This window comes from Streptomyces sp. NPDC050509 (assembly GCF_044457965.1).
Lineage (GTDB): Bacteria > Actinomycetota > Actinomycetes > Streptomycetales > Streptomycetaceae > Streptomyces.
Genome location: NZ_JBITHL010000001.1, coordinates 179,632 through 204,220, shown reverse-complemented (window position 1 = coordinate 204,220; position 24,589 = coordinate 179,632). Strand labels below are relative to the sequence as shown.

Genomic DNA, 24,589 nt, shown 5'->3' with positions numbered 1-24,589 from the left:
CCAATGCTCCGAACGGCGAGGGCAGATGCTCCGAGCGTCCCGTGAGCCAGGGCCGCCAACGCCGCGTCCCGGCGGACGTGTTCAGCCGTTCCTCAGCAGCCCGGCCCGGTCACCGTGAGCGGGCGTACCGCCGGTTCGAGCAGTGACAGGGTCCGCTGCTGTGCGTCGAGGGCGACGCGGGTGCCGACGGGCATCGGCAGATTCGGTCCGGCGTGTCCGACCTCGACGTTGCCCAGGACCGGGATGTCGCGGTCGCCGAGGACGTCGAGGACTATCTCTTGCAGGGTCGGGGACGCGTCGGGCGAGTCGAGACCGTCGATCGCGGTCGGGATGCCCACGACCATGCCGGCGATCCGATCGAGGATGCCGGCGTGCCGCATTACCTGGAGATAGCTCCACACATGCGATGCATGGCCGCCCAACTCCTCCCAGAACAGCACCGCGCCGTCGAACCATTCGAGTGGCAGCGCGTAAGGCGTCGCCTGCGCCAGCACGATGCGGTTGATCACCCCGCCGATCAGCCGGCCTTCGGTGCGACCGGCACGCCAGCACTCCCACGACGGGGTGGCCGGCAGCGCACCGATCGGCTCCGTACTCGTCAGCAGCGTCGAGTAGAGCTTTTCGAGTTCCGCCCTGCGTGCGGCGGGCGCGGCCTGCCAGTGTCCGCCGAGCCCCGGGGTGGCCACGTCGGTATGGAACCCGACCAGACCCGTTTTCGCGTAGAGCACCAGATGCAGCAGCGAGATGTCGCTGTAGCCGAGGATCGGCTTGGGGTCGGCTGTGATTGCTTCGAAGTCGATCAGGTCGAGGTAGCCGAACACCGTCTGGCCTCCGTCATGCGCGATGATCGCGCGCACCTCGGGATCACGCAGAAGAGCATTGAGCTCCTTGGCGATCGCCGCCGGCGTCGCCGCGCTCCACCAGCGGTGCCGCCCCGCTTCGAGCAGCGGCGCCCGACGCACGCGAAATCCCATCCGCTCAAGCACGACCACCGCCTGCTCCAGGTCGGGCTCGTACGCGGCGTGGAGCGGCCCGGACAGCGATGCGACAACGACGAGATCTCCGGGCTGCAGGGCGCGAGGCCGCAGCAGTTGAGGCAACTCAGCAGGAATCACCGAGGCAGTCTCTCGACGCCCTCGGCAACATGCCACCCATTTACCGATCACCTGCCCCGCAGGGCGGGTGCCGGATCGCGGCCGGCTTCCGGAACGGACGTCGGCACGACATGCGCGGACGTCCGTTCCGGCCGGCCTGCTGGAGGCCGACGTGGATCTGGCCCAACCCGTACGATCCGAGCCGCCGTTCGAGCGTCACGCACGCCGTGCGCACGGCCGCCCTGTACACCGAGCAGGATGAGGATTCGACTTTCCGCCGATCTGAAGAGAAACCAACTCTCCGAAGGGGACATGCTGGTGACTACACCCGATCTGCAAGGTTTCTGCGCTCCACCTTTCGATGCGGTGCGCGACGCTCTGAGTGCGAACCTGGACTCCGGCGAGGAACTCGGAGCTTCCCTGGTCGTCGACATCGACGGGGACGCCGTTGTCGACCTCTGGGGCGGTTTCCGCGACACTGCCCGCACCACGGCATGGGACAAGCACACGATCACCAATGTGTGGTCGACCACCAAGACCGTCACCAGCCTCGCCGCGCTGATGCTCGCCGACCGCGGTGAAATCGACCTCCACGCGCCGGTCGCCGAGTACTGGCCCGAGTTCGCCGCCAACGGCAAGGCGGACGTCGAGATCCGGCACCTGCTCTCCCACGCCTCCGGGGTGTCCGGACTCGACCAGCCCGCGGTCCCCGAGGATCTCTACGACCTGGAGACGTCCACCGCGCGGATGGCCGCGCAAGCGCCCTGGTGGCCGCCGGGGACGGCGTCGGGCTATCACCTCTCCAACTTCGGGCACCTGATCGGCGAAGTGGTCCGCAGAGTGAGCGGAAAGCCGCTGAAGCGGTTCGTCGCCGAGGAGATCGCCGGCCCTCTGGGTGCCGACTTCCAGATCGGGGCCGCCGAGCGGGACTGGAGCCGGATCGCGGACGTGGTCCCGCCACCTCCGATGGAGTTCGACCTCAAGGCGCTGAGCCAGGGCAGTCCGGCGTTCAAGACCCTGACCGGGTCTGGCGGGGACGCCGCCCACGCCAACAGCCCTGCCTGGCGGCACGCGGACCTGGGCGCCGCCAATGGACACGGCAACGCCCGCTCCGTGGCCCGCGTCCTGTCGGTCATCGCCCGCGGCGGCGAGGTCGACGGTGTCCGCCTGCTCGGCCGCGACACGATCGACCTCATCTTCGACGAGCAGGCCCGCGGCGTGGACTTGGTGCTGGGGATACCGCTGCGCTGGGGCATCGGCTACGCGCTGCCCGAACCGGCGACCCTGCCGTGGATCCCCGAAGGCAGGATCTGCTTCTGGGGCGGCTGGGGCGGTTCGATGATCATCATGGACCTCGAACGGCGGATGACCATCTCGTACATGATGAACAGGATGGCGCCGGGCATCATCGGCTCCGACCGGAGCGCCGCCTACGTGACAGCCGTCTACGACTCGGTCCGATAGGACCATCGTCAAGCTCGTCCCAACCGAACCGACCTCGGCCGGGCGAAGACCTCCAGGGTGGTGGAGCTGTCCAGGACCGCACCGCACAGGAGGTCTTCGCCACCGCCACCGACACCGCAGCCCGGCCAGGTCGGTCGCGAAGACGTCGATGTGCGCTTCGTACTCGACCTCGAAGGGAGGTTCGGCGGCATGCAGGAGGTCGGCGAGTTGGCCTTGAGCGGCCGGCTGCCTGCGACCATCAGCCGCCGGTACACGCTCGACCAGGGCCCCCAGGCGTGTGTGGACCTCGTCCGTACGCACACCGTCGGCAAGCTGGTCGTGACCATGTGACCCCCGGCGCGGCGGGTGTCTCGGCGTCGACTCATGGGTGCGAGCCGGGGCATTGGCGCTGCGGCCGCCCGGCTCGTCATCGGCACGCGCACCGCGGACGCGATCGAAGCCGCGAGCTGCGGTCAGGCCCTCGTTCGTCCCCGCGACGAAGAGCTCGCGGATGAACTCCGCGAGCGCGGCGAAGACGTGGAAGATCAGACGCCCGCCGCGAGCGCCGCCGCCTCCTCGACGGGATTGACGGGATTGGCAGGACGGACGGGACCGACGGACGGCGGGGACGAGATGCCGGAGCCCGGGAGGAGCGCGTTCAGTCCAGCTCCAGGACGCGAACTCCGTACGGGGCGATCACCACGTCCCGCACCGGCTCCCCGCTGTCCAGGTCGCGCAGTTCACCCTCCGCGTGGGGGCGCACGGTCAGCTCTCGCTCCGCCTGGCTCACCAGCCAGACGAAGTGTTTTCCGTCCTCCCGTACCAGCGTGTCCGCCGAGACGTACGGCGTGTCGACGGTCACCGGCCGCGCCGCCCCGGCGATCCGCGCGAGCGCCGCGTACAGGCGGTGGGTCTGCTCCGGGTTGACCCGGACGGTGCGGGCCGCCATGTGCTCCAGCGGATACGTGGCGAGGACCGTACGGCCCCGGCCCGTCTCGTGGATCAGCAGCGCCGGGCGGCCGTGCGCGTCGGTGGCGACGACCCGCGCCCCGGCGGGGACGACGGGCAGATAGGCACGGCTGTCCTCGTTCCCCGCGACCGGGAAGCGCAGCGTCTCGCCCGCCGCGACCGAGCCGAAGTCCTCGGTGAACGTCATCTCCAGCACGTCGTCCTCGATGGGCTCGGCCACCCCGTACGAGAGCTGGAGCTCCACCCCGAAGAGCCCGTCCAGGTCGTGGAACCACGGGCCGCGCGTCGTCGGGTGCTCGCCCGAGCAGAACGACAGGTACACCGTCGCCCCCGCCTGCGCCCGCCGCTCCAGCTCGCGCCGGGTGCGTGTGGTCAACTGCCGGGTCGAGGGCAGCAGATAGAGCCTGGCGTCCTCGGGCAGCCCGTCCGCCTCGCGGACGAGGGCGACGGGCAGATCGGCGGCGCGCGCGGCCACGTACCCCTGATGCAGCGAGGTGAAGATCAGCGGGCGGTCGGCGGGCCGGCTGTAGGGGTAGCCGCGTTCCAGGAACGCGGGCACCACCAGCGCCGCGTCGGCGTCGCCGCGACGGCAGCGCGCGAAGTCGACGCGCTCCAGCACCTTCGCGAAGGCGGCCAGCTCGCGCAGCGGCTCCTTGGGCCGGCCCGTGTGGTCGGTGATGCCGAAGTGCATCTCGAAGGGGTGGTGGTCGTACGGCGACCGCTCCCACAGGTCGTCGTAGTCCGTGTTGTTCCACGCGATCCAGCCGGTGGCGCCGCCGAGCAGCGAGTTGTGCAGCGTCTGCCGGTAGAAGACGCCCGCGTTCGCCGCCGAGACCGTGTCGGTGGACAGGCCGAACTCCTCCAGCACGACCGGCTGCCCGGTGACGGCGGCGAGTTCGCACTCGAAGGCGGCGCGGTAGTGCTGGCGCGGCCGGTCCGTGTCCGAGCGGTACACATGCGGTCCGACGAAGTCGACGTACTCCGCGGTGTCGCGCAGCGAGAAGCCGTTGTCCCGGCCGGTCACCTCGATGCCCCACGCGCCGTCGCCCAGCGACACCGGCTGCGTACCGCCCGCCGCGCGCACCGCGTCGCACATGAACTGCGCCCAGGCGGTGACGACGTCGGAGGACGGCGGGTCGACCTGGTAGACACGGCCGTAGCCCGGCATCTCGTTGGTGATCAGCCAGCCGGTGACGGCGGGATGGCCCTTGAAGCGCCGGGTCATCTGTGAGACGAACCAGGCCTGGCGGCCGACGAGCCAGACGTCCTCGTACAGATCCCGGCCGCCGCGCCACGCCGGGTCCCAGTTCTCCCCGGACATATGGCCGACGATGAAGGTGGGGACCGTGCCCATCCCCGCCTCGGTGTGCGCGTCGAGGAAGTCACGGAAGCGGTCGCACAGCTCCTCGTCGATCCGGTGCGGTTCCGGGTGGAAGTCCGGCCAGTAGAAGAAGGACCGGGTCATCGTCAGGCCGTGGTCGCGCAGGACGGCCAGTTCCTCGCGGACCGTCTTCGGCTGGTAGTCCCGCCACATCAGCGGACCGCCGCTGCGGGACCAGAAGTTGGCCCCGAGCCAGGGCAGAACGGCGGAGTCATGGGTGAGCTGGGCGCTGTGGCGTCGCATGGGGTCTTTCTCTGGATCTCGGCGGGTGGACGGTTCGAGACGTGGAGGTGAGATGAGGAGGCGGGAAAGAGACAAGGGAAGAGGGACGAGGGAAGGGGGACGAGGGAAGGAGGACGAGGGAAGGAGTGCAAGGGAAGGGGGGCAAGGGAAAGGGAGCGGGAGGCGGTCAGGTCGCGGAGGGCGCAGGGCCGGTGGTCTCCCGTACGACCAGCCGGGGTCGGCCGTCGAGCACGGGCGCCGGTACGTCTTCACCGCACTCGGCGAGCAGGGCCCGGGCCGCGGCGGCGCCGACGGCCTGCACCTGCTGGTCCACCGTGGTCAGCCGGGGGTACATCCAGCGGCCGAGCGGCAGGTTGTCGTACCCGACGACGGACAGGTCGCGCGGCACCCCGAGCCCGGCGCGCTGGGCCGCGCCGATCCCGCAGACGGCCATCGAGTCGTTGGAGTACACGACGGCCGTGGGCCGGTCGGCCAGGGCCAGCAGTTCCTCGGTGGCGGCGACCGCCGCCACCTCCGTGAAGTCGGTCTCGCGCACGGCGACGGGCCGTACCCCGGCGTCGGCGAGCGCTCCCTCGAAGGCGGCGCGCCGCAGCCGGGTGTGCGTCAGATCGGCGGGGCCCGTGACACAGGCGATCCGTCGGTGGCCCAGCGCCAGCAGGTGCGCGACGGCTTCGCGCACCCCGGCGTCCTGCTGTCCGAGCCCCACGTTCACGACCGGGGAGGCGAGATCGGGAGCGCTCAGCAGGACGGCGGGCAGCCCGAGGCCGCGCAGCAGCGGCGGGCGCGGGTCGTCGGCGCGGGCGTCGGTCAGCACCGCTCCGTCGATCCGGCCCTCGGCGACCAGCCGTTCGTACAGCGCGCTCTCCTGAGCCAGGTCGGAGACCATGTGGAGCAGCAGACCGTAGCCGCGCGGGGCCAGTTCGCCCTCCAGGCCTGTGATGAGTTCGCCGAAGTGCGGGTCGGCTCCGAGGACGTCGGTGGGGCGGCGTACGACGAGCGCGATCGTACGGGTCCTGGCCCGGCGCAGCGCGGTCGCGGACGCGCTCGGGGACCAGCCCAGCTCGGCGACGGCGTCGAGCACACGGCGGCGGGTGGCCTCGGTGATCCGGCCGGTGCCGTTGACGGTCTGGGAGACCGTGGCGGTGGAGACGCCGGCCGCGGCGGCCACGGCCTTGATGGTGGGGCGCGCCCGGACGGGCGGGGTGTCCCGTTGCCGGGGTGCCTTGTGGGGATGTGGGGTCACATCTTCACCGCCCCGCTGACGAGAGCCTGTTGCATCCGCTTCTGGAGCAAGGTGTAGACGATCCATACCGGCACCAGGGTCAATACCGTACCGGCGGTCAGGATTCCGTAGTCGGTGCCGGTCACGGACCTGAGGGTGGGCAGCGCCACCTGCACCGTGCGCTGCGCGGGATCGGGGCCGATGATCACGAGCGAGTAGAGGTACTCGTTCCAGAAGGTCAGGAAGTTCAGCAGCAGCACGGTCGCGATGCCCGGCATGCACATCGGTGTGTAGACATGCCGCAGCACCGCGAAGGTGGACGCGCCGTCGATCCGCGCGGCCTCCTCCATCTCGCGCGGGATGGTCCGCATGAACTGGACGAGGATGACGACGGAGAGCGGCATCGCCGTGGCCGGGAGGAACAGCACCATGAAGGAGCGTGTGTGGAACAGCCCGGTGGCCGCGGAGAGCAGGAACGTCGGGAAGAGCGCGGCGAACGTGGGCACCAGGAACCCGAGCGAGAACACCCGCTCCACCAGCGCCCCCAGCGGCCCTTCCGCGCGGGCGATCGCGAAGGCCGCTGGGATGGCGAGCAGCAGGGTCAGCACGAGCGCGAACACGGTGACGAGGGCCGAGTTGAGCACGGCCAGGCCCAGGTCGGCGGAGGAGAACGCCTCGTCGAAGTTGTCGAAGGAGAGGGAGGTGGGCAGCGCGAAGGGGCTGCCGAAAACCTCGTCGTTCGTCTTGAACGCCGAGACCAGCAGGTAGTAGAGGGGGACCACCAGCAGCACCGCGTACAGCCACGCGAGAATGTGCGCCGGCAGCCAGGACTTTCCGAGTTTCGTGGCACTGGGCTTCATGGCACGGGCTCCAGATCTGCGGATCGGTCAGTAGTTCTGGCGGAAGACACGGCGGATGACGAGCAGACCGGCCAGCCCGACCAGGAAGAGGATCACACCGACGGTCTGGCTGTAGCCGAGGTCCGCCGCGATGAACGCCTTCTGGTACACGAGGAAGGACAACGTCGTCGACGAGCTTCCCGGGCCGCCCTGCGTGAGCAGCAGAACGTTCTGGGCGGAGCCGAACAGCGTCCACAGGAACTGGAGCATCGTCACGACGCCCACGAAGTCCCGGATGACGGGGAAGTGGACGCGCCACATCGTGCGCCAGTGTCCGGCGCCGTCGAGCTGCGCGGCCTCGCCGATCTCGTCCGGCACACTGCCCAGGCGCGCGGCGAACAGGACCGCCGTGAAACCGATGCCGCTCCACACGTCCACCACGATCAGGCAGAGCAGCGCGGTGGAGGGCGAGGCCAGCCAGGCGTCGGCCAGCGAGCCCAGGCCGGCTTTCTCCAGTGCCCCGTTGAACAGCCCGTCCGGAGAGAGGACCGCGTAGAACACCATGGCCTTGGCCGGGGTCGAGATCAGACCGGGGATGAAGAGGAGGTAGCGCAGCACACGGTGGCCCGGCGGCTGCTGCGCCACGTAGTAGCCCAGCATGTACGCGGCCACGATCATCACCGGCAGCGCGACGGCGAGTTGGACGGCCGTGTTGGCCACGGCGTCCCGGAAGACCGGGTCGGCGAGGACCGTACGGACGTTGCCCAGCCCGGCGAAGGAGACCGGCTGGAGCATGCCGGGCCAGTGCAGGGCCGCGATGACGAAGATGGCGACCAGCGGGCCGACCATGAAGACCAGGTACCAGAACAGCGCCGGAACGGCCAGGATGACGCCGCCCTGGTTGCGGCGGTCGCGGCCGGCGGGGGAGGGGGACGGACGGGTGGGGACGCGGTGGGCCGTGGTGCCGCCGGGGGTGGCGGACGAGAGCATCGTCATGGCCTGACTTTCGGAGGCTCGGGCGAGGATCCGGGGGTGGGGGGGGGGGGGGGGGGGGGGGGCCCCCCCCCCCCCCCCCCCCCCCCCGCCCCCCGCCGGGGCCGGGGGGGGGGGGGGGGCGGGGGGGGGGGGGGCGGCGGGGGGGGGGGGGGTGGGGGGGGGGGGGGGGGGGGGGGGGGGGCGGGGGGGGGGGGGGGGGCGGGGGGGGGGGGGGGGGGGGGGGGGGGGCCCCCCCCCCCCCCCCGCCACCGCTCAGGCCCCGCGGTACGCGGATTCGAGGGCGGAGCGTACGGAGGCGGCGCTCGTACCCTGGGTGAAGGCGGTACTGGTCGCGGTGATCAGCGGCTGGGTGGCCGCCGGGGGCACGTACAGATCGGGCAGCAGCACCTGCCCGACCCGGTCGCCGAGCCGCTGCGCCGCGGCCACGAGCGGGAAGTCCGTGCTGACCGTGTCCGTCACCAGCGCCATGTCCCGGCCGCTCTCGGTGATGAAGCGGGAGACCACGTCGGGCCGGTACATGAAGCGCAGGAACTTCTCGACGGCGGGCAGCTTCTTCGTGCCGTTGGGACTGATCCAGAAGCCGACGAGAGTGAAGGCGCGCATGATCGTCGGCTTGTCGTGCGCGGCGCCGGGCGCGAGCGGCCAGCCGCCGACCTCGGTGTGCGCGGCCACCTCCGCCGGCACCTTCGCGAGGGCCGAGGACATCGCGGACGCCATCGCGGCGGCCTGGGTGTTGTACTGCGTGGTCATCGTGTCGGAGGTGAGCCCCTGCGCCTTGTCGGCGAAGACCCCGGCGTCCCGTAGGGAGACGAAGTACTCGATGCCCTCGCGGACGCCCCTGCCGCCGAAGTCGCCGGTCGCGTAGACCTGTTGGGCCTCCTCCCGGGTGAGGAAGGTCTGGATGATCTGGGCGAGCAGCTTCTGTCCCGTCCAGTCGTTGCCGCCGACGGTGACGGGGGCGATGCCCTTGGCGCGCAACTTGCGTGCCGCGCCGATGAGTTCGTCCCCGGTGGTCGGTATCGCGCTCACCCCGGCCCGGTCCAGGAGGGCCGTGTTGAAGGCGATGGGCCAGTTGGTGGCGAAGTACGGGAAGCCGCGCAGCCGTCCTTCCCCGTCGGTCCAGGCCGCCAGCGCGGCGGGGAGGACCCGCTTCCGCAGCCCCCACTCGTCGAGGTACTCCTTGACGTCGACGGTCGCCCCGACATCGGTCCAGGCCAGCGTCTTGTCGTACAGGTTGACCATGACCAGGTCGGGTTCCTTGCGGGCCAGCCGGGAGGTCTCGTACACCTGGGCGAGGTCGTCGCCGTTGACGAGGTTCTTGATCCGGAGTCCCGGATTCTCCTTCCGGAACTGTTTCACCATGGCGGTGTACGTGACCGAACCGGGTGCGGTGGTGCCCAACTGGGTATGGACGAGCAGGGTGTCGGGATCGGAGTCGGCCGCGGCGATGGAGGAGCAGCCGGACAGGGCGGGGAGAGCGGTGGCGGCGGTGATACCGGAACCTGCGGCAAGGAAGCCACGCCGACTCAGAGGTGAGCGCACAGCGGGATGTCTCCAACCAGAGGACGTCAACCAGTGATGGTTAATCGATGTACCAGCGGGTTGCGAGAAAGGTAGGGGCAGTTGTGTGTACGGTCAACCCCTCGTGCGGGCGGCGGGACGCGTATGTTCGCCCATCCGCACTGGTTCCGTCGCCTGCGGATCCGCCGGGAGATCCGCGACGACCTCCATGTAGCCTTCCTCACCCTCGCATACGCGCTCATCCGCTGGAGGCGCTTGAAGCCCTCGGATGAGGAGTTCTTGGAACTTCAACAAAGTGACAGGCCTGTCACCCGGCTGACCCGAACAGGCCCAAGAATCAGGCTCCGGCGATGGTCCGGCCCGGCATCGGCTCCACGAGCGCGGCCCGCCAGGCCGGCACGCCGAAGGGGTCGGCGAAGTACTGCGTCTCGTGCACCACGTGCTGGTCAGCGAATTCCATGATGCTCACCGAGTACGAAGGCACACCGTCGTAGGTGATGAGGCATTCACTCACCCACAGATTCGCATGGCCGGTGATCCGCTGGACGGTGAAGCGCCGGTCCGCCGGGTGCCCGCCCCGTTGTGCCGAGATCGCCGCTCGGCCCCGGAACCGCTCGCCTGACTGCGGGTAGTCCAGGATCGCGTCCGTGGCGTAGATGGCGTGCTCGGCTTCGGTGTCCCCGTGTTCCGAGGCCCGCCAATGCTCCTCGACCGCAGCCCTGGTCCGGGAATCAGCATCCATGGCACCGCCCTTCCGTAGCGGTGACAGCCTAGGCGCTCCGGGCCACAGCCGCCCCGGGCCGGGCCTGGGCAGCCAGGTCCTTCCTTCGGCCGGATCGGAGGGCGGCAGCCGACCACCGTGGCAACGGCGTCGAGCGACAGCCACCCGGCTCACCCCATCTTCGAGCCATTCTGTGAGGAGTGCTTGGCCCACAAGGATGACGAGGCCCGCACCAGAGCGGCGCGGTGCCGGTCAGGGCCAGTGCCAGGGCCGGTGCCGGTGCCGGAAGAGCGTGGTACGCCTCTCCTGCGGGCAGGACCGCGCCGCCGCTGCTCGCTCGCGGGCTCTGCGGCATCGTCCGCTACCGGGATCAATCGCAGTGCACTGGGCTTCAACCCGGTGGTGATGCGATTCCGGGAAGTGCTCCGACCCGCGGGGCAGAGCAGACGGTTCCGCTGATCGATGTGTACGGGCCGATGATCGGCTGTGGAGCTCCGCCCACCGATCGCCCGTCGCGCATCGGCGCCGCGTTCACGGCCCGCCTCGCGTACCCCGTACGTCAGTTCACAGTGGTGCTGCCCGAGGAGTGCACCGTCGAGGCAGAAACCCCACCTTCGAGTGAACCGGTGGCGGACGCGGTCGCAGTCGCGGGCACCCGTCGTGCGCCGGGGGAGCGGCGGCAGGCGAGGCTTCGAACAGCCTGCCGTCACCAACTACGAGATCCTGCCGGACGCCTCGCAGACGCAGGCGCCGAAACGGGTTTCCCGGCCGGCACACCACCGCCTCCGACCACATGATCGAACTGCGGCGGTCAGGCTTCAACGGTGTGCCGGCAGCCGAGGGCACTCAGTTCGCCGAGCTCAACGCGAACGAGGTCGCCACGCTGTACCAGGATCTGCCGACCACCCCGGGGACCAAGCTGTACTGGCGCTTGTACCACCGTGGCCGCCAAGGGCAGGACACCATGGCGCTGGACATCGGCGCTCCGAGCTCCGCGGTCGAGCAGCGCAGGTGCACCGACGGCAACACGGCCTGGGGTTACTACACGGGCACCCACACCGTCCCCGCCGGCCAGACGCTGACGCGTTTCGCTTTCCGCTCCATTTCCGCCGCGGGCGGCAACCGCGGTATCGGGAACTTCCTCGACGGCATCTTCTTCGGCACCGCCCCGTACGTGGTTCTCACCAAGTCCGCGATCCCGGTCGGACCGTTGGAGGTAGGCGATGTCATCGCCTACCGCATCACCGCCAGGAACGAAGGCGGTGGCGGTGCCGACGTCCTGACCCGCCACCTACGAGAACCGCCTCGGTCCGACGGCGGAACCGCTGAGCGCCACGTCCAACGAGGCGGTCACCGAGGTCAGGCCGGCAGCCGACCTGACCGTGGTGAAAGCGGCCGACGCCACCACCGTCACCGTCGGCCAGACCGTGACCTACCGCATCACGGTCCGCAACACGGGCCCGAACGGGGCCACCGGAGTCGTCGTCACCGACCGGCTTCCCCACGGCCTCACCTTCCTGACCGAGCACGCCTCCACCGGCACGTACGCCCCGGCCACCGGACAGTGGACCCTGGGAGCCCTCGCCGAAGGCGCCACCGCGAGCCTCACCCTGCGGGCCAAGGCCACGCGGACCGGCCCGGTCACCAACACCGCCACCGCGAGCGGCAACGAACGCGATCCCGTCCCCGGCAACAACACCGACGCCGTCACCGTCTGCGTAGAGCGAGCCCCCACCTGCTGCACCCCCTGCTCCCCCGCGAAGTAGCGCTACGCATGCCCCGGGCCACGTCGGACGACCCGGGGCACTGGTGGCCGGGGCCCGTCCAGGGCACTCCGCCGTCGGTCAGGCCTCACTTGCCGCGCATCAAGCGCCGAGATGAAGATCTTGTACGAGGCGATGCCCTCGGCGAGCCAGGCATCCCGGTCGGCGGCCGGGCCGGGCAACTGCTCGGCGACGGAGCCGCCCTCCGGTAGCCGGACCCGGGCACGGCGCAGCGCTGTCAGCCATGGACCGCTGCCACCGCACGACCGGGTGATGTGATCCGTGGCCGTGCTTCTGCCCTCATGGGGAAGAAGCACGGACGCACACCGCTGTACGGGGCGCTGCCGAGCGAAGTGGCAGGCCTGCCGCTCCATGAAGTGCCCCCATTCCAGCCTTGGGGCGGTGTGGCCGGTCGTTACCAATCGGTCAGGTCGACCGTGTGGAGGAGGCGCGTGAGGTACGCCTGCTGCTCGGCCGTCTCCTCGCAGACGCCGCTCATTCGTTGACCCAGTTCAGGGGCCGCCCAGGCCGTTGTCGACTTCGCTACCCGCCGCGGCTGAAGCGCACCGTTGCCGGGTGCTCAGGCTGCACGCCGACCGCAGATCCAGGCACGATGCCGATCCGCCTTGCGGCGGACGCCGGGCCGCCGGCAGCCTCACACCGCCGCGCCCCCGCTTCTGTCCTCACCGCATCCAGTGCCCGTCGGTGCTCCACCCCAGAAAGCGCCGGGCGCGGCCGCTGTCCGCCGTTCCGTCATGGCCGAAGGCTCCGCCCTCGACGACCAGGGCCAGGCCCGCCAGGACGGGGGCGAGCCGGGTTGCGGCATGGGCCGGGTGACGGCCTGTCTCCTCGTTCAGGCCCGCGATGACCCGCCGCTGCTCCTCCGGCGGGCACAGGGACAGGTGGAACACCATCTGGCGCCATGCGTACGCAGCATCCTTGATGGTGCCCAGCGGCCGTGGGTTGTGGTGCACACGAGAGGTCAGTCGGCACACGGTCACGAAGCAGCGGCGTGCCAGGTCGGCCCAACCGGGCCGTGGGGCGACGCCCACCCGGTGGACCAGCGTGGCCAGGTTGTGCGTGGTGAGGATCTGCGCCTGCTCGATCACCGTGCCGTTCGCCGCGACGGACCAGGACCGCGACGCCGTTCCGGCCCGCTCGGCGCACAGCCGCGCGAAACCGGGAGAGGTGCGGGCCTTGTACGAACGGGTCAGGGCCGTGCTGATCTCGGTGATCGCCAGATTACGGATCGCCGCGTAGTCGATGCCGTAGTACCGCTCGTACAGTGTGCCGCCGCCGAGCAGTTCGCCCGCGACCCGCGCCGCCGTGAGGAACTTCGGGCTGAACGTGCCCATGAAGATGTCGGCGGCCAGCTCCTCCACGAACGGGGCGCCCAGATCGCACTGGCGTTCAAGAACGCCGAACTCGCGGATCAGCGGGTTGGGCAGGATGGTGCCCGGGAATCCCTGCACGGCCAGCTCGCCCAGCTGCCGCAGTACGTCGAGGGCACCGTCGCCCTCCGGACTGCCGAGCACTGCGGAACGCTGCCCCGACACCGCTCGTACCCAGGGCAGCTCCTCCACACGTATCTGCCGTTCCAGGTTGAGCAGGAGCAATGAGCGGCGGCTGCGGAACGCCCGGTAGTTCGCGGCCATCAGCGCTCGCAGTGTGTCGTCGCCGTACGCGTACGCTGTGGTGGCGGCGACCAACTGCGGCACCAGCTCGGCCAGGACCTCAGCGGACGGGACGACGCCCCGCTCCACGAGTGTGCCCAGCGGTGCGCTCAGCGCGGACTCGACCACCTGGCGGATCGTGGCAGGTACAACTGCTCCTGCGGGCAGGCCGGTCTCCCGGCTCTCCTCGTCGGTCACCGTGCCCAGGAAAGAGGCGACGTCGGTGATACCCGTCTCGTGCGGGAGAACAGCGAGTCGACGCAGCATGAGCTGGGCCAGGTCATGGTGGGAGGGAAGTGCCGCCTGCTCGGCCTGGCGATGTCGCAGGGCCATGTGCGCGGCGGAGCCGGGCTGACCGCGCCTGCGCACCATGGACTGCACCGCGTGCCGCAGCAGACCGAGCCGGCGCATATCCAGCGGACGTCCGGCAACAGTCTCCTCCAGCGTGCCGCGCAGAATGCCCAGGTTCTCCTTGGGGTCGCGGTGCTTGGTGCAGCGGGTGTGTTCCGCGGCGAGCAGCCGGTAGCGGCCGAGCAGAACCTCGCCCTGTGCCAACCAGTCGGCATCCGGGACGCGTTCGAGGACCTGTCCGTCCCGCGCCGTCCGCAGCCAGTGGACGAGCAGCTCGTCGCTGAAGGGCTGCCACACGGCGAGCGCCTCGCGCTGCGTCTCGACGGCTGTGTTGGGCCGCCGACGTATCAGGGTGTCGACGGCCTCGGAGACGGTGTGCCGATGGACGGCGGCGGTGGCGTCCGTCGCGGGCCCGTCAGCCGGCCGGGGCAGGAACCGCAGCCGGTCGGCGAACGGCTCCAGCTCCGCCACGAGGTCGAGCGCCGCGTCGGTCTCCCCCTGTCGGACCAGCCAGGCCATGGTGAGCAGCGCGGCCTCCTCGGCCACGCCGACCTCGTAGCGGCCACTGTCCAACCGGGCCCACAGCCAGGCGAGTCCGGGCTCGGTGAGGCAGTAGGCGAAGAGCGCGCGCCGCTCAGCGGGCACCCCGAAGCTCTGCGCGGCCTCGGTCTCGTAGGCATGGAGCGGGCCGCCCGCACTCGCAGTCCCGGTGGCGAAGCCGCCCCGCACCACCTCAGGGGTCACCCAGGGCGGAAGCCCGTCCACGGGTGTACGCGAACCGACCGACAGCCGGCCTGCGGCCATTGCCTCCAGGACTTCTCGCCAGCGCTGCCCGCGCACCTCGGCCCGGCGCCGGGTGTCGGCGTCCTCGTGGGTCAGCGCGGTCACAAAGGCCTTGGCCAGCTGGTCCTGCGGATACGACAGGGCCGCGGTGAGAGGCTGCTGTTCAGCGTTGTCGTTCATAAGCCGACGTGGCAGGTTCCGCCCCTGCGCCCTCCGGGTCCAGAGCCCGGTGCTCTGCTGCTGAGCTACACGTCGATGACGCTTGAGGGTAGATGTCCGGCTGATCACCCGGCAACCGGATTCCCTTCGGGAAAGCGATCTGGAACTGCGCAGCGAGTCGCGGACCGCGTGCCGGCAGGACTGGCCGGGCGAGCCGACAGCCCGCTCGGCCGTTTCGTCGAACACCTGGCTGCCCGTGCCCCCGCGGCGTTACCCACCGACGAATTCCGGTATCGAGCGAGAAGCCGTTGGCGGCGCCGACCCGCTCAGGGGACGGGTACGGTGCACGGCGGCGAGAACTGGTGGCTTCGGGGTCGCCGCGTGCCCAGCGCTCGGGCAGGAACACGTGTGCCGGCGCATTGCCCTGGAGGCGTACGACCGCATCATCGGCCTCGTCCTGGACCAGATCGCCGTCGACGGGTGATCACCAAGGCGCCCGGAGGCGGAGAAGCCGCTGGACGCTCGCCGGTCGACCGGGGCGATCAGGGTCTCAAACGCTCAGCTATGACGGACGGGTACGGAATCGCGCCGGGCCGTGTCCCGGCCGGGGCAGACTGCCACGACTCTCCGCTGCTCGCCCCAACCCTCGACCTGCTGGACGGCCTCGGTCCACTGCCCGACGACATCACCGTGCACCTGGATGCCGGCTACGACTCGGCCAGGACCCGCACCGCCCTCAGCGAACGCGGGCTACGCGGTCAGATCGCACACAGAGGCGAGAGGGCCCTCGTCCAGGCCGCCCAGCGCTGGCACATAGAGCGGCACGCACGCCTGGCAGAACGCCTTCCACCGCCTTGCACGTTGCTATGAAAGCCGCACCAGCGTCATCGACGCCTTCCTCGACCTTGCCGCTGCCGTCATCACCCTACGCGGCCTCATCCGCCGCGCCTGGACCACTCACCGCCGGGACGACCGGCCCACCAGGCGACCACGACCCACGCCCTTCCGCGCGAGTTCTCAGCCCGGTTGCTTGATGCTCTCGATGATTCGGGCGAAGCCTTCCTCCCCATGGCCTGCATCAATCTGGCGTTGGACGAGCCGCTGGACCATGGTGACCACCTCGGTGCTGATGCCCTGGTCGGAACTGGCGGCCAGGAGGTCACCGAGGTTGGAGAACTGGAGGCTCTGCTGCCCTTCGACGGTGTAGTCCCCGCCGTCGATGACTGCGGCGAATCCTTGGAAGGCGCCGGTCATGGCGGTCAGCCAAGGCGTGGCCTTGGCAGCGAACTCGCCCGCCGTCACTCCGGCTGGCGCAACCATGGCGGCGCCGTGCATGAATCCGGCGAACATGACGTACATGCCCGCGAGTAGGGCGAGATCGTACAGGGACGCAAGCCCGGCGTCCTCACCGAAGTAGGTACTGGTTCCCCATAGGTCGAGCAGCGGCCTGTACTGGTTGAAGACATCGGCCGATCCGCTGTAGAGGATCGATGCCCCAGGCCGGCCGATCATGTGCGGCACGGCCATGATGCCGCCGTCCAGATACGCGACCCCGGCTTGGGCGGCCCAGTCGGCCAACTCTCGTGACTGAACAGGTGACGCCGTGGTCACGTTGACCAGGGTTCGTCCGGCCAGCTCATCGGAGAGCGGAACGAGCACCTCATGGACCGACGCGTGGTCCAGCAGGCATACGATCACCAATCGGCTGGCCCGGACCGCGTCTCCGGCCGTGTCGGCGGCCTTGGCGCCCTGCGCAACGAGGTCGTCCGCCTTCCCCGGTGAGCGGTTCCAGCATGTGGTCGCGTATCCGGCCCTCACCAGCGCGCCCGCGAGAGCGCTTCCCATCGCCCCCAGCCCGAGAACACTCACCTGGACGCTGTTGTCAGTTGTCATTTTTGGCGCTCCCCCTCGTGTTGTCCTTCGGCTCGATCCTCTCCGCAGCCAGTGGTGTTGACCAGTACGGACAAATTAGTCGGGTACCCACCCGTGAGTAAGTACCTCTTGGGGGATGACGACTTCAGCGCGGCGGGTCCCTATTTCTGTGGCATCGACGCGGCGATGGACGTAGTCGCCGGCAAGTGGAAGTCGCTCATCCTCTGGGAGCGGAAGGGCCGGATCGCAGACACAGGTCTCCCGGTGATCACAGAGCGTCGCAACTCGTGATCGTTAAGCCTTGAGCCTGTCCTGCTCCTGGGGTGCTCCATCACACCTATCCGCGTGAGTTCTCAGCCCTGCTCTTCGTGCGGGTCGGGCCGGCGGCCGAAGGGCCTGGTGCCACCTGGGGCCGGTGCCGAGGACGCCTGCCCTCCGGAGTTGATTGACTGCTTCCCATGACCTCAACAGCGTTCGAGACCGACACCCCCGACCCGATCGCCTACCTCGATCGGGTCGCCGCGACCGACCTCGGCCGCTCCTACAAGGGGCGCATGCTCGACGAACTCGACATCCGTCCGGGCCAAACGGCGCTCGACCTGGGCTGCGGTCCCGGCACTGATCTCGCCTCGCTCGCCCAAGCCGTCACCGAGACAGGCACGGTGATCGGTGTCGACCACGACCAGGCCACGGTCGATGCCGCCAGGGATCGCACCGCCGGCCGGCACGCTGCCAGCGTGCGACTCGGTGACCTCCACGACCTGCCCCTGCCCGACCACACCGCCGATCGTGCCCGCACCGACCGGGTACTACAACACGTCGCCGACCCTGCCCAATCGCTCCGGGAAATTCACCGCGTGCTACGACCCGGCGGGCGGCTCGTCATGGGGGAGCCGGACTGGGACACCTTGACTGTCGACCATCCGGACAGCGTCCTTTCGCGCGCCTACACCCAGTACGTCACGGACAAGGCCGTCCGCAACTCTCGCATCGGCAGGCAGCTCCCCCGACTGGCAACAGCGGCCGGATTCACGGTGCCCTCGGTCATCCCGATCACCCCCGTATTCCGAGACGCCGAGGCAGCAGACAAGATCCTCGGACTGGAGCGGACGACCCGGCGTGCTGTGGCCGCCGGATACCTCACCGAGGAAGCGGCAGGACGCTGGCTGGACCACCTCTCCACCGGGCCCTTCCTCGCGGCGGTGACGTTCTACATCGTCGTAGCCCAGTCGTAGCCGAGTCATAGCCGTCAGTCCAGCGACGACAGCCCGTCGGGAACAGCTCCCGGCGGGCACGAACAGTGACTGACACCCCACTCAAGCCCGGCCGCGCCGCCGGCCGGCTCGCACGCGCCGGCCGCGCCGCCGGCCGGCTCGCACGCGCCGGCCGCGCCGCCGGCCGGCTCGCACGCGGTTGAGCGGCCCCGTAGCAGATGGCCCCGTCAGGCAGAGGGACGCCGTCCGGTGCCGCCGCCACTGCCGTTCAGCGGGATCAAGGTTTCCAGATGAGCGCCTTTGACCCAGGAGCCCAGCAGGTCGCGGTGCAGGGCCACGATGTCCTGGCGTAGCGCCAGGCCCAGTGCTGCCTTGGTGAACGTGCGGCAGGTGGTGACGAACAACGCGATGTCCGCTCCGTGTTCGAGGCGGGCGGTGCCGACGAACTTCTGCATGTCCTGCGAGGGGACGCTGCGGTGCGGCGCATACTTTTTGCATTGGACGACAAGCTTGCGGCCGTCTGCCAGGTAACCGACGACGTCCGCGCCCAGGTCGCCGCTCTTGCCGCTGACGACGACCTTCGTGCAGCCGTCACGGCGGCACAGATCGGCGACGTACGTCTCGAACTCCTGCCACGACAAGGCGTCGACCTCGGACATCGACAACTCCCGTGCCCGTGCCTCCTCCCGCGCTCGCCACGCGCGGTCCTTGCCGACCGCGAGACGGTGCGCACGCAACAGCGCCCATCCGGCCCCGCCCACCACGGCCGCAGCGAGCACGGCCACCAGGACGGGCCACACCACCGCCCAGTGCCCGGCCACCCACACCGCGGTGGCCACCGCCGCCACCGCGCCCCAGCCCCGCAGTTGCCTGCGCGTCCGCTTCTTCAAGCGTCGACGCCGTCGACGTGCTGCCATCATTCCTCCGCTCCCCGGGCCCGTGCTCCGCAGCGGGCACCGACAGGCCCATACCTGTGTGTGGGCTCATCGGTCGGCCTGGGCGACACCGCTCACAAGCTGTCCCAAGATGTTCAAGATCCCCTGGCCCGCCGGAGTGGGGGCGAGCAGCACGCCCAGGGCCAGCACGATGACGACGGTGAACTTCTCGTCCAGCCGGCTTCTCGCCTCGGTCCGCCGTCGCAGCCGCAGAACCACGATGACCGCGAGCAGAATGGCCACGTCGATCGTCAGCACCGGCCGCCCCCTGTCAGGCCTCGGCCGTCCTGGTGTGACTGCGCAGGACGGACCTCTCAGCCCCCTTGTGTATCGCGCAACCACCCGCCCGCACCCCCTGGTTACCGGTGATTGACGCAAAGTGATCGCGTGGCCGGATCCTGATCAGGAGCCGGAGACGACGTACTGGGCGGACGGACGGGCCATCGGTTGCACTGGACGAGCAGGTCCGGTGCAGGAGTGTGGGCAGTTCGCCCGGTTGGGCAGCAATTCGTCCAGGGTGCAGTGCCAGGCTGCCATGAAGAACTCGATGAGGAGCCGCAGTTCGAGACGGTTGTGTCCGTCGAGGAAGACGTCGGCCAGTGGCCCGGACTTCTTGATGCCGTCCAGGACTTCCAGGTAGACGTCCCGGAGGTGGGTGACGGCGGTGAGTGCCACGTCCTCCTTGGAGCGGAAGTTGCGGAAGAAGGTCCGCCGGGACACCTCCACCTGCTCCAGTAGTGCGTCCAGCCGAACTGCGAGCCGTACCCGCCGCCCGGCTCGGCACCGCACCGAAGGACACCGACCCCGGCGCACAGGCGTGGGCGACCGAGACGAGGGTGACGTGGTGGTGCCGGCCTGGCCAGGTTCGGCCTTCGAAGTGGGCCAGGCCGAGGGCCTGTTTCATCTCGCGGTAGTCGTTCTCGATGCGCCGGCGGAGCTTCGCGGTGCGCACGAGGACGGGCAGCGGGGTGGTTTCGGGCAGGTTGGAGAGCCAGAACTGCACGGGCTCGTCCTGGTCGGCGGGCCATTCGGCCGGCAGCCGACGGACCGGAAGCTCGGCGGTGGCCGTGGTCTTGCGGATCTCGCGTCCGGCGGGCCGGATCCGCAGGGCCACGAAGCGCGAGTACATGCGCTTGAATCCGCTGCGGCCGCTGCCCGGCTGTGTCCGGCGCAGGCAAAACGCCAACGGGGCCCTGGCCAAGACCCGCAAACTCCGCTGGATCCCGGTCGGCGATGAAGTACCCCAGCACATATGAGCTGTTCCAGCGCCTGGCGAAGAAGGCCGGGTTCACCGCCCGCCCCCACATGCTCCGCCACTCCGCCATCACCCGCTGGCGCCGTGAGGGCAAGCCCGACTACCTGATCATGGATATGGCCGGGCATGTGTCGCGGCAGTCCATGGACCAGTACACGCACGCCGGCGATCAGTAGAAACGCGACGCCGTGAACCACGTCGCGACCCTCGGGAAGGCTCGCCCGTGACCGTCGCAGTCGTTCCGGCCCAGCCTCGGCTGCTGGACCGCCGTCCCGACGGCGACCTGGTCGTTGCCGCGTGGTCCGAGTGGCTCCGTGGGGAGCTCGATCCCGGCTGGCGTCCCGGCGAATGGAACGCGGACGTGCTGCTGTTCGTCGGTGATCCGCACAATCCGCGGACAAGCGTCGCGGTCTGCCGGATCGCCACCTGCGGGGCGACCATCTTGAATCCGGGCTACTGCAAGCCCTGCCGCGACGCCTACCGTGAGAGCGGCCTGACCGAGGAGAAGTTCGAGGCGACCTACACACGGACGTTCCGTCGCGTCGCCGCGCATCGCAGTCTCGCCACGTGTGCCGTGTTGTCGGCGTACTCACCTCTGCACATACGCGAGTACGCCGACAGCACGTCCTGCAAGCGCTCATGGACCACCGATCGGCGAACACCACAGCCGTGTACTACCAGGTGTCGAAGAAGATGAAGCGCGAGGCGGTGGACACCCTGCGGGTCCTCGCGATCGACCGGCAGGGCAACTCCGCGCCCATGGGCTCGGCCACAGCATACGAGGTGCGGTCGGTCGCCGTGCCCTGGGGCAACTGCGTCGAGCCGTCCAACGTGAAGGCCGGAGGCAATGCCTGCCCGATCCGCTTCCAGCGCTCCGGGTGCGGCTCCTACCGCCCCGACCCCTCACACCTGCCCGCCATCGAGGACCAGGTCCGCAGCCTGAAGGCCAACCTGGAACTGGCCCGCGCGATGGGCGCGGCCGACTACACGATCAAGGGCATGGAAGGCGAGTTCGCGGACTACCTGAACGTGGTCAAGAGGATGAAGGCGAAGATGGAGTCCATGCCCGACGAGGAACGCCACGAGGTCGAGGAGGCCAGCAAGATCTTGCGGCGCCTGCGCGCCGGCTCCGCTGCCTCCGGACCGGTCGCCCTGCCCATGCCCGTCGTCCGCCCTGCCGACGAGGCCGGGGCGTGACCACCAAGCGCACCCCCGCCGACGTGCTCCGCGAAGCCAGGAAGAAGGACAGCCTGGCCAAACGGGCGAAAGTCCTCGCGGTCGTCGATGACATGAAGGCCAAGGGCGAGCCGATCACGTTCCTCGGCGTCGCCAAGGCCGCCCGGGTGTCGAACTGGCTCGTCTACGCCGAAGGCGTGCGCGAGCACATCGAGGCCGCGCGCAAGGCCCAGACCGCAGGAAAAGTTCGGCAGCGCAAGACCGGTGCCGTCGCCAGTCCGGCGAGCATGGCGACCGACCTGGAACTGGCTCGCGCCGAGCTCCGGGCCCTGCGGGAGGAGCGGGACCGGCTCAAGGCCGCAGTCCAGCGCGGCCTCGGACAGCAAGTCGGGCAAGCAGGACACGCTGAACTCGTCGCCCGCATCAACGAACTCACCGCGACCAACCAGGCACTCGCCGACAAGCTGACTCGCGCCGAAGCCGACCGGGACGGCCTGCAGCCCGCGCTCACCGAGGCCCAGGACGACCTGATCTCCGCCCGGCAGGCCCTGCGGAACATGATGCGCGACCAGAACCGCCCCGGCGAGTGACAGCCGCGATACCGGACGGCGAGGTCCTCCGGTCGGGACTCCTGCGCAGGCCCGTTCGTCAGAGCCGGCCGTCGGCAGGGAGGCCCACCCCGCCCAGAACGGTGAGATCCGTGCGGTGCGGTGCGGCCGACAGCAGGGCAAGGACGTCGGCGGGGGCCGGACCGTCAGCGGGTGGCGGAGCAGCGAGGGCGGCCTGCGCGCTGGCGTCGTCCTGCCAGACCTCGGTGACGTGCACCGTGTCCGGGTCTGCTCTGTCCTGGCTGATCAGGTAGATCTCGCAGCCCGGGAAGCCGCGAAGCCTCTCCGCGACCCTCAGCAGGACGGCGGCGAGTTCGCCACCCCTGCCCGGGTGCGCTGTCATGGTCATCAATCGGCCGATCATGTTCAGACCAGGGTGGAGATGCAGAACGGGTGGCCGGCGGGGTCCAGCAGGACCCTCCACCGATCGGGCTGGGGCTGGGCCGGGGGCTCGACAGCGCCCAGGGCCAGCAGGTGAGCCTGCGCGGAGTCCAGGTCGTCGACGCCCAGATCGATGTGGGCCTGCTTCTCCTGAGAGGGGTCCGGCCAGGTGGGACGCTGGTAGTCGGCCAGCCGGTTGAACCCCAGTCCGGCCGAGCCCTCCTGGCCGAGCAGGACGAAGTCGTCGGTGGAGTAGACGACGGGCAGGCCAAGGGCGTCGCCATAGAAGCGGGCCAGTTCGGCGGGGTCCGGGCAGTCGAACGTGACGGCCGCATAGCGGATCGCGGGCGCGGATGTGTTTCCAGTGCTCATGGGACAGACGCTATGACGGGACCAGGACAGATTCGGTCCTGGTCATGCGGGACACTTCACGATGTGATCAGCACATCCGCCCGCCTGCTGCGACTGGTCTCACTGCTGTCCGCACGGCCGTCGTGGACCTGCGGCGAGCTTGCCGAGCGGATGGCAGTCACCGAGCGCACGGTGCGGCGGGACGTCGCCAGGCTCCGGGAACTCGGCTACGGAATCGAATCCGACCCCGGGCCGTGGGGCGGCTACCGCCTCGGGGGCGGCACCCGGATACCGCCACTCATCCTCGACGACGAAGAGGCACTCGCCGTGGCTGTCGGGCTGCGGGAGGCCGCGCTCAGCGGCGTCCTCGGCAGCGACCAGGCCGCGCTGTCGGCGCTGCTGAAACTGCGGCAGGTCCTGCCGCCGCGGATCGCGGACCGGCTGGGCGAGATGGATGCGGCATTCGTGCACACCTCCCGGCCCGACGAGCCGCAGATCGCGCCCGGCATGCTGCTGGAACTGGCCACCGCGTGCCGCCGGGGCGAGCGCACCCGCCTGTCCTACCGCGACCGGGAAGGCAAGGCGACGGTCCGGGACGTCGATCCATACCGCCTCGTACACACGGGACGCCGCTGGTACTTCGTCGCCCGGGACGTGACGCGGGGCGAGTGGAGGACGTTCCGGGCCGACAGAGTCGGGCAGATACGGCCGACCGGGCATCCAGTGGAACTCGTCGACTCGCCAGACCCAGCACTGCTGGTCTCCCGCTCCATCGCGAGCGGCGCCTACCCCCTCTACGTGACGATCCGCCTCCCGCTGCCCATGAACCAGGCCCTGAGGCTGATCCCGGCGACGGTCGGCACCCACCGCCCGGAAGGCCCCGACGCCACGATTGTCGACATCGGCGGCCCCGACGCGGACGGGCTCGCCAAGTACCTCCTCAGCCTGGGTACACCGCTCCGGGTCCTGTCGCCGGACGATGTGCGGGAAGCACTGTTGCGCCGTGCCCGGCAGCTGTTCGAGGACAACGTGAACAGTCAGCTCCAATAGAGGCACGTTGGGCAGTCACGAGTCCAAATTGTGGTACATGACATGCAGGCCGACCGGACCCAGCACTGGATGCCAGAACGCGCCGGGAACGGTGCCGATCATGGCGAACCCGAGACGCTCATACAGCCTGACTGCCGGTGCGTTAGAGGCCGCGACAGCGTTGAACTGCACGCCAGCGAACCCGCGACTCCGTGCCCAGTCCAGCAGATACTCGCCCAACGCTTGGCCGACACCTCGACCGCGTGCTTCTGGCGCGACCATGAAGTTTCCGCTGGCGATGTGCGAACCCGGGCCTGGCCGGTTGGGGTACATGTTGGAGGTGCCGATTATGCGCTGCCCCTCCACGGCCACTACGACGTGCCCTGGCGGCGGTACCACCCACCCGTCGCGCGCCTGCACCTCGGTTTGTAGCGGGTCGTAGCAGAAGGTGTCCCCTTTGCGGATGATCTGCTCGATGATCGGCCAGATCTGCGGCCAATCAGACTCCTCAAACGTTCGAATCTCCATCGGCGCGAGACTAACCAACGGTGAGGGGCATACCCACCGGTTATTTCCAGCTGCGGCGCCGGTCGTGTTCATGCGTCTACAG

23 protein-coding genes, 1 tRNA gene and 3 pseudogenes are annotated in these 24,589 nt (G+C 69.8%); 10 read left to right on the top strand and 17 right to left on the bottom strand.

Features of this window, described 5'->3' with window-relative positions:
• Positions 1-92: 92 nt before the first annotated feature.
• Positions 93-1,115: an LD-carboxypeptidase gene (locus ACIBJC_RS00740; protein WP_399285861.1), complete on the bottom strand. Its 1,023-nt coding sequence runs from the start codon at positions 1,113-1,115 to the stop codon at positions 93-95.
• Between the two features lie 345 nt (positions 1,116-1,460).
• On the opposite strand from ACIBJC_RS00740, the gene ACIBJC_RS00735 reads away from it, so the two are divergent.
• Together ACIBJC_RS00735 and ACIBJC_RS00730 are read left to right on the top strand one after the other, a co-directional pair.
• The gene (locus ACIBJC_RS00735) at positions 1,461-2,558 is read left to right on the top strand and encodes a serine hydrolase domain-containing protein (protein ID WP_399285859.1); all 1,098 of its coding nucleotides are present in this window, start codon (positions 1,461-1,463) and stop codon (positions 2,556-2,558) included.
• Positions 2,559-2,615: 57 nt separating this feature from the next.
• The gene (locus tag ACIBJC_RS00730) at positions 2,616-2,888 is read left to right on the top strand and encodes a zinc-binding dehydrogenase (RefSeq protein WP_399285857.1); all 273 of its coding nucleotides are present in this window, start codon (positions 2,616-2,618) and stop codon (positions 2,886-2,888) included.
• 307 nt (positions 2,889-3,195) lie between these two features.
• Here ACIBJC_RS00730 and ACIBJC_RS00725 read toward each other — a convergent pair whose 3' ends face one another.
• From ACIBJC_RS00725 to ACIBJC_RS00700, 6 genes are all read right to left on the bottom strand, one after another.
• The gene (locus ACIBJC_RS00725; RefSeq protein WP_399285855.1) at positions 3,196-5,130 is read right to left on the bottom strand and encodes a cellulase family glycosylhydrolase; all 1,935 of its coding nucleotides are present in this window, start codon (positions 5,128-5,130) and stop codon (positions 3,196-3,198) included.
• A 166-nt stretch (positions 5,131-5,296) separates the two neighbouring features.
• On the bottom strand, positions 5,297-6,298 hold the full coding sequence (locus tag ACIBJC_RS00720) for a LacI family DNA-binding transcriptional regulator (RefSeq protein WP_399288019.1): 1,002 nt from the start codon (positions 6,296-6,298) through the stop codon (positions 5,297-5,299).
• A gap of 71 nt (positions 6,299-6,369) precedes the next feature.
• Positions 6,370-7,212: a carbohydrate ABC transporter permease gene (locus ACIBJC_RS00715; RefSeq protein WP_399285853.1), complete on the bottom strand. Its 843-nt coding sequence runs from the start codon at positions 7,210-7,212 to the stop codon at positions 6,370-6,372.
• A gap of 27 nt (positions 7,213-7,239) precedes the next feature.
• Positions 7,240-8,187, bottom strand: coding sequence for a carbohydrate ABC transporter permease (locus ACIBJC_RS00710; protein WP_399285851.1), 948 nt, complete (start codon positions 8,185-8,187; stop codon positions 7,240-7,242).
• A gap of 252 nt (positions 8,188-8,439) precedes the next feature.
• On the bottom strand, positions 8,440-9,729 hold the full coding sequence (locus ACIBJC_RS00705; protein WP_399285849.1) for an ABC transporter substrate-binding protein: 1,290 nt from the start codon (positions 9,727-9,729) through the stop codon (positions 8,440-8,442).
• A gap of 316 nt (positions 9,730-10,045) precedes the next feature.
• Positions 10,046-10,450 carry a nuclear transport factor 2 family protein gene (locus ACIBJC_RS00700; RefSeq protein WP_399285847.1) on the bottom strand — a complete coding sequence of 135 codons (405 nt, stop codon included), beginning with the start codon at positions 10,448-10,450 and terminating at the stop codon, positions 10,046-10,048.
• A gap of 639 nt (positions 10,451-11,089) precedes the next feature.
• On the opposite strand from ACIBJC_RS00700, the pseudogene ACIBJC_RS00695 reads away from it, so the two are divergent.
• Positions 11,090-12,195, top strand: a pseudogene (locus ACIBJC_RS00695) (DUF11 domain-containing protein).
• A gap of 680 nt (positions 12,196-12,875) precedes the next feature.
• Here ACIBJC_RS00695 and ACIBJC_RS00690 read toward each other — a convergent pair.
• On the bottom strand, positions 12,876-15,179 hold the full coding sequence (locus ACIBJC_RS00690) for a hypothetical protein (protein ID WP_399285845.1): 2,304 nt from the start codon (positions 15,177-15,179) through the stop codon (positions 12,876-12,878).
• 3 nt (positions 15,180-15,182) lie between these two features.
• A tRNA-Gln gene (locus tag ACIBJC_RS00685) sits at positions 15,183-15,254 on the bottom strand.
• A gap of 316 nt (positions 15,255-15,570) precedes the next feature.
• Between ACIBJC_RS00685 and ACIBJC_RS00680 the strand changes: the two are divergent.
• Positions 15,571-16,149, top strand: a pseudogene (locus tag ACIBJC_RS00680) (transposase); the annotation flags it as partial.
• Between the two features lie 26 nt (positions 16,150-16,175).
• Here ACIBJC_RS00680 and ACIBJC_RS00675 read toward each other — a convergent pair.
• Positions 16,176-17,051 carry an NAD(P)-dependent oxidoreductase gene (locus tag ACIBJC_RS00675; protein ID WP_399285843.1) on the bottom strand — a complete coding sequence of 292 codons (876 nt, stop codon included), beginning with the start codon at positions 17,049-17,051 and terminating at the stop codon, positions 16,176-16,178.
• Between the two features lie 437 nt (positions 17,052-17,488).
• Here ACIBJC_RS00675 and ACIBJC_RS00670 point away from each other — a divergent pair, with 437 nt between their 5' ends.
• On the top strand, positions 17,489-18,265 hold the full coding sequence (locus tag ACIBJC_RS00670; RefSeq protein ID WP_399285841.1) for a methyltransferase domain-containing protein: 777 nt from the start codon (positions 17,489-17,491) through the stop codon (positions 18,263-18,265).
• Between the two features lie 206 nt (positions 18,266-18,471).
• Here ACIBJC_RS00670 and ACIBJC_RS00665 read toward each other — a convergent pair whose 3' ends face one another.
• From ACIBJC_RS00665 to ACIBJC_RS00650, 4 genes and pseudogenes are all read right to left on the bottom strand, one after another.
• On the bottom strand, positions 18,472-19,161 hold the full coding sequence (locus ACIBJC_RS00665; RefSeq protein ID WP_399288016.1) for a restriction endonuclease: 690 nt from the start codon (positions 19,159-19,161) through the stop codon (positions 18,472-18,474).
• A 66-nt stretch (positions 19,162-19,227) separates the two neighbouring features.
• Positions 19,228-19,437, bottom strand: coding sequence for a hypothetical protein (locus ACIBJC_RS00660; RefSeq protein ID WP_399285839.1), 210 nt, complete (start codon positions 19,435-19,437; stop codon positions 19,228-19,230).
• 144 nt (positions 19,438-19,581) lie between these two features.
• Positions 19,582-19,899, bottom strand: coding sequence for a hypothetical protein (locus ACIBJC_RS00655; protein ID WP_399288185.1), 318 nt, complete (start codon positions 19,897-19,899; stop codon positions 19,582-19,584).
• A 94-nt stretch (positions 19,900-19,993) separates the two neighbouring features.
• Positions 19,994-20,344 (bottom strand): annotated as a pseudogene (locus ACIBJC_RS00650) (IS701 family transposase); the annotation flags it as partial.
• A gap of 68 nt (positions 20,345-20,412) precedes the next feature.
• Between ACIBJC_RS00650 and ACIBJC_RS00645 the strand changes: the two are divergent.
• The 4 genes from ACIBJC_RS00645 to ACIBJC_RS00630 are packed head-to-tail and all read left to right on the top strand — an operon-like array spanning position 20,413 to position 22,200.
• Positions 20,413-20,610: a site-specific integrase gene (locus tag ACIBJC_RS00645; RefSeq protein ID WP_399285837.1), complete on the top strand. Its 198-nt coding sequence runs from the start codon at positions 20,413-20,415 to the stop codon at positions 20,608-20,610.
• A gap of 47 nt (positions 20,611-20,657) precedes the next feature.
• Entirely contained in the window at positions 20,658-21,131 is a 474-nt protein-coding gene (locus ACIBJC_RS00640) for a hypothetical protein (protein WP_399285835.1), read from the top strand.
• Positions 21,074-21,631 carry a hypothetical protein gene (locus ACIBJC_RS00635; protein WP_399285833.1) on the top strand — a complete coding sequence of 186 codons (558 nt, stop codon included), beginning with the start codon at positions 21,074-21,076 and terminating at the stop codon, positions 21,629-21,631. Before ACIBJC_RS00640 ends, ACIBJC_RS00635 begins: the two co-directional genes overlap by 58 nt.
• Positions 21,628-22,200, top strand: coding sequence for a DUF6262 family protein (locus tag ACIBJC_RS00630; RefSeq protein ID WP_399285831.1), 573 nt, complete (start codon positions 21,628-21,630; stop codon positions 22,198-22,200). Before ACIBJC_RS00635 ends, ACIBJC_RS00630 begins: the two co-directional genes overlap by 4 nt.
• Positions 22,201-22,258: 58 nt before the next feature.
• On the opposite strand, the gene ACIBJC_RS00625 is transcribed toward ACIBJC_RS00630, so the two are convergent.
• On the bottom strand, positions 22,259-22,582 hold the full coding sequence (locus ACIBJC_RS00625; protein WP_399285829.1) for a putative quinol monooxygenase: 324 nt from the start codon (positions 22,580-22,582) through the stop codon (positions 22,259-22,261).
• Positions 22,583-22,584: 2 nt separating this feature from the next.
• Entirely contained in the window at positions 22,585-22,971 is a 387-nt protein-coding gene (locus ACIBJC_RS00620) for a VOC family protein (RefSeq protein WP_399285827.1), read from the bottom strand.
• A 63-nt stretch (positions 22,972-23,034) separates the two neighbouring features.
• Here ACIBJC_RS00620 and ACIBJC_RS00615 point away from each other — a divergent pair, with 63 nt between their 5' ends.
• A complete protein-coding gene (locus ACIBJC_RS00615) occupies positions 23,035-24,000 on the top strand; it encodes a helix-turn-helix transcriptional regulator (protein WP_399285825.1) in 966 nt (321 codons plus the stop codon).
• A 15-nt stretch (positions 24,001-24,015) separates the two neighbouring features.
• On the opposite strand, the gene ACIBJC_RS00610 is transcribed toward ACIBJC_RS00615, so the two are convergent.
• Positions 24,016-24,507: a GNAT family N-acetyltransferase gene (locus tag ACIBJC_RS00610; protein WP_399285823.1), complete on the bottom strand. Its 492-nt coding sequence runs from the start codon at positions 24,505-24,507 to the stop codon at positions 24,016-24,018.
• Positions 24,508-24,589: the final 82 nt, after the last annotated feature.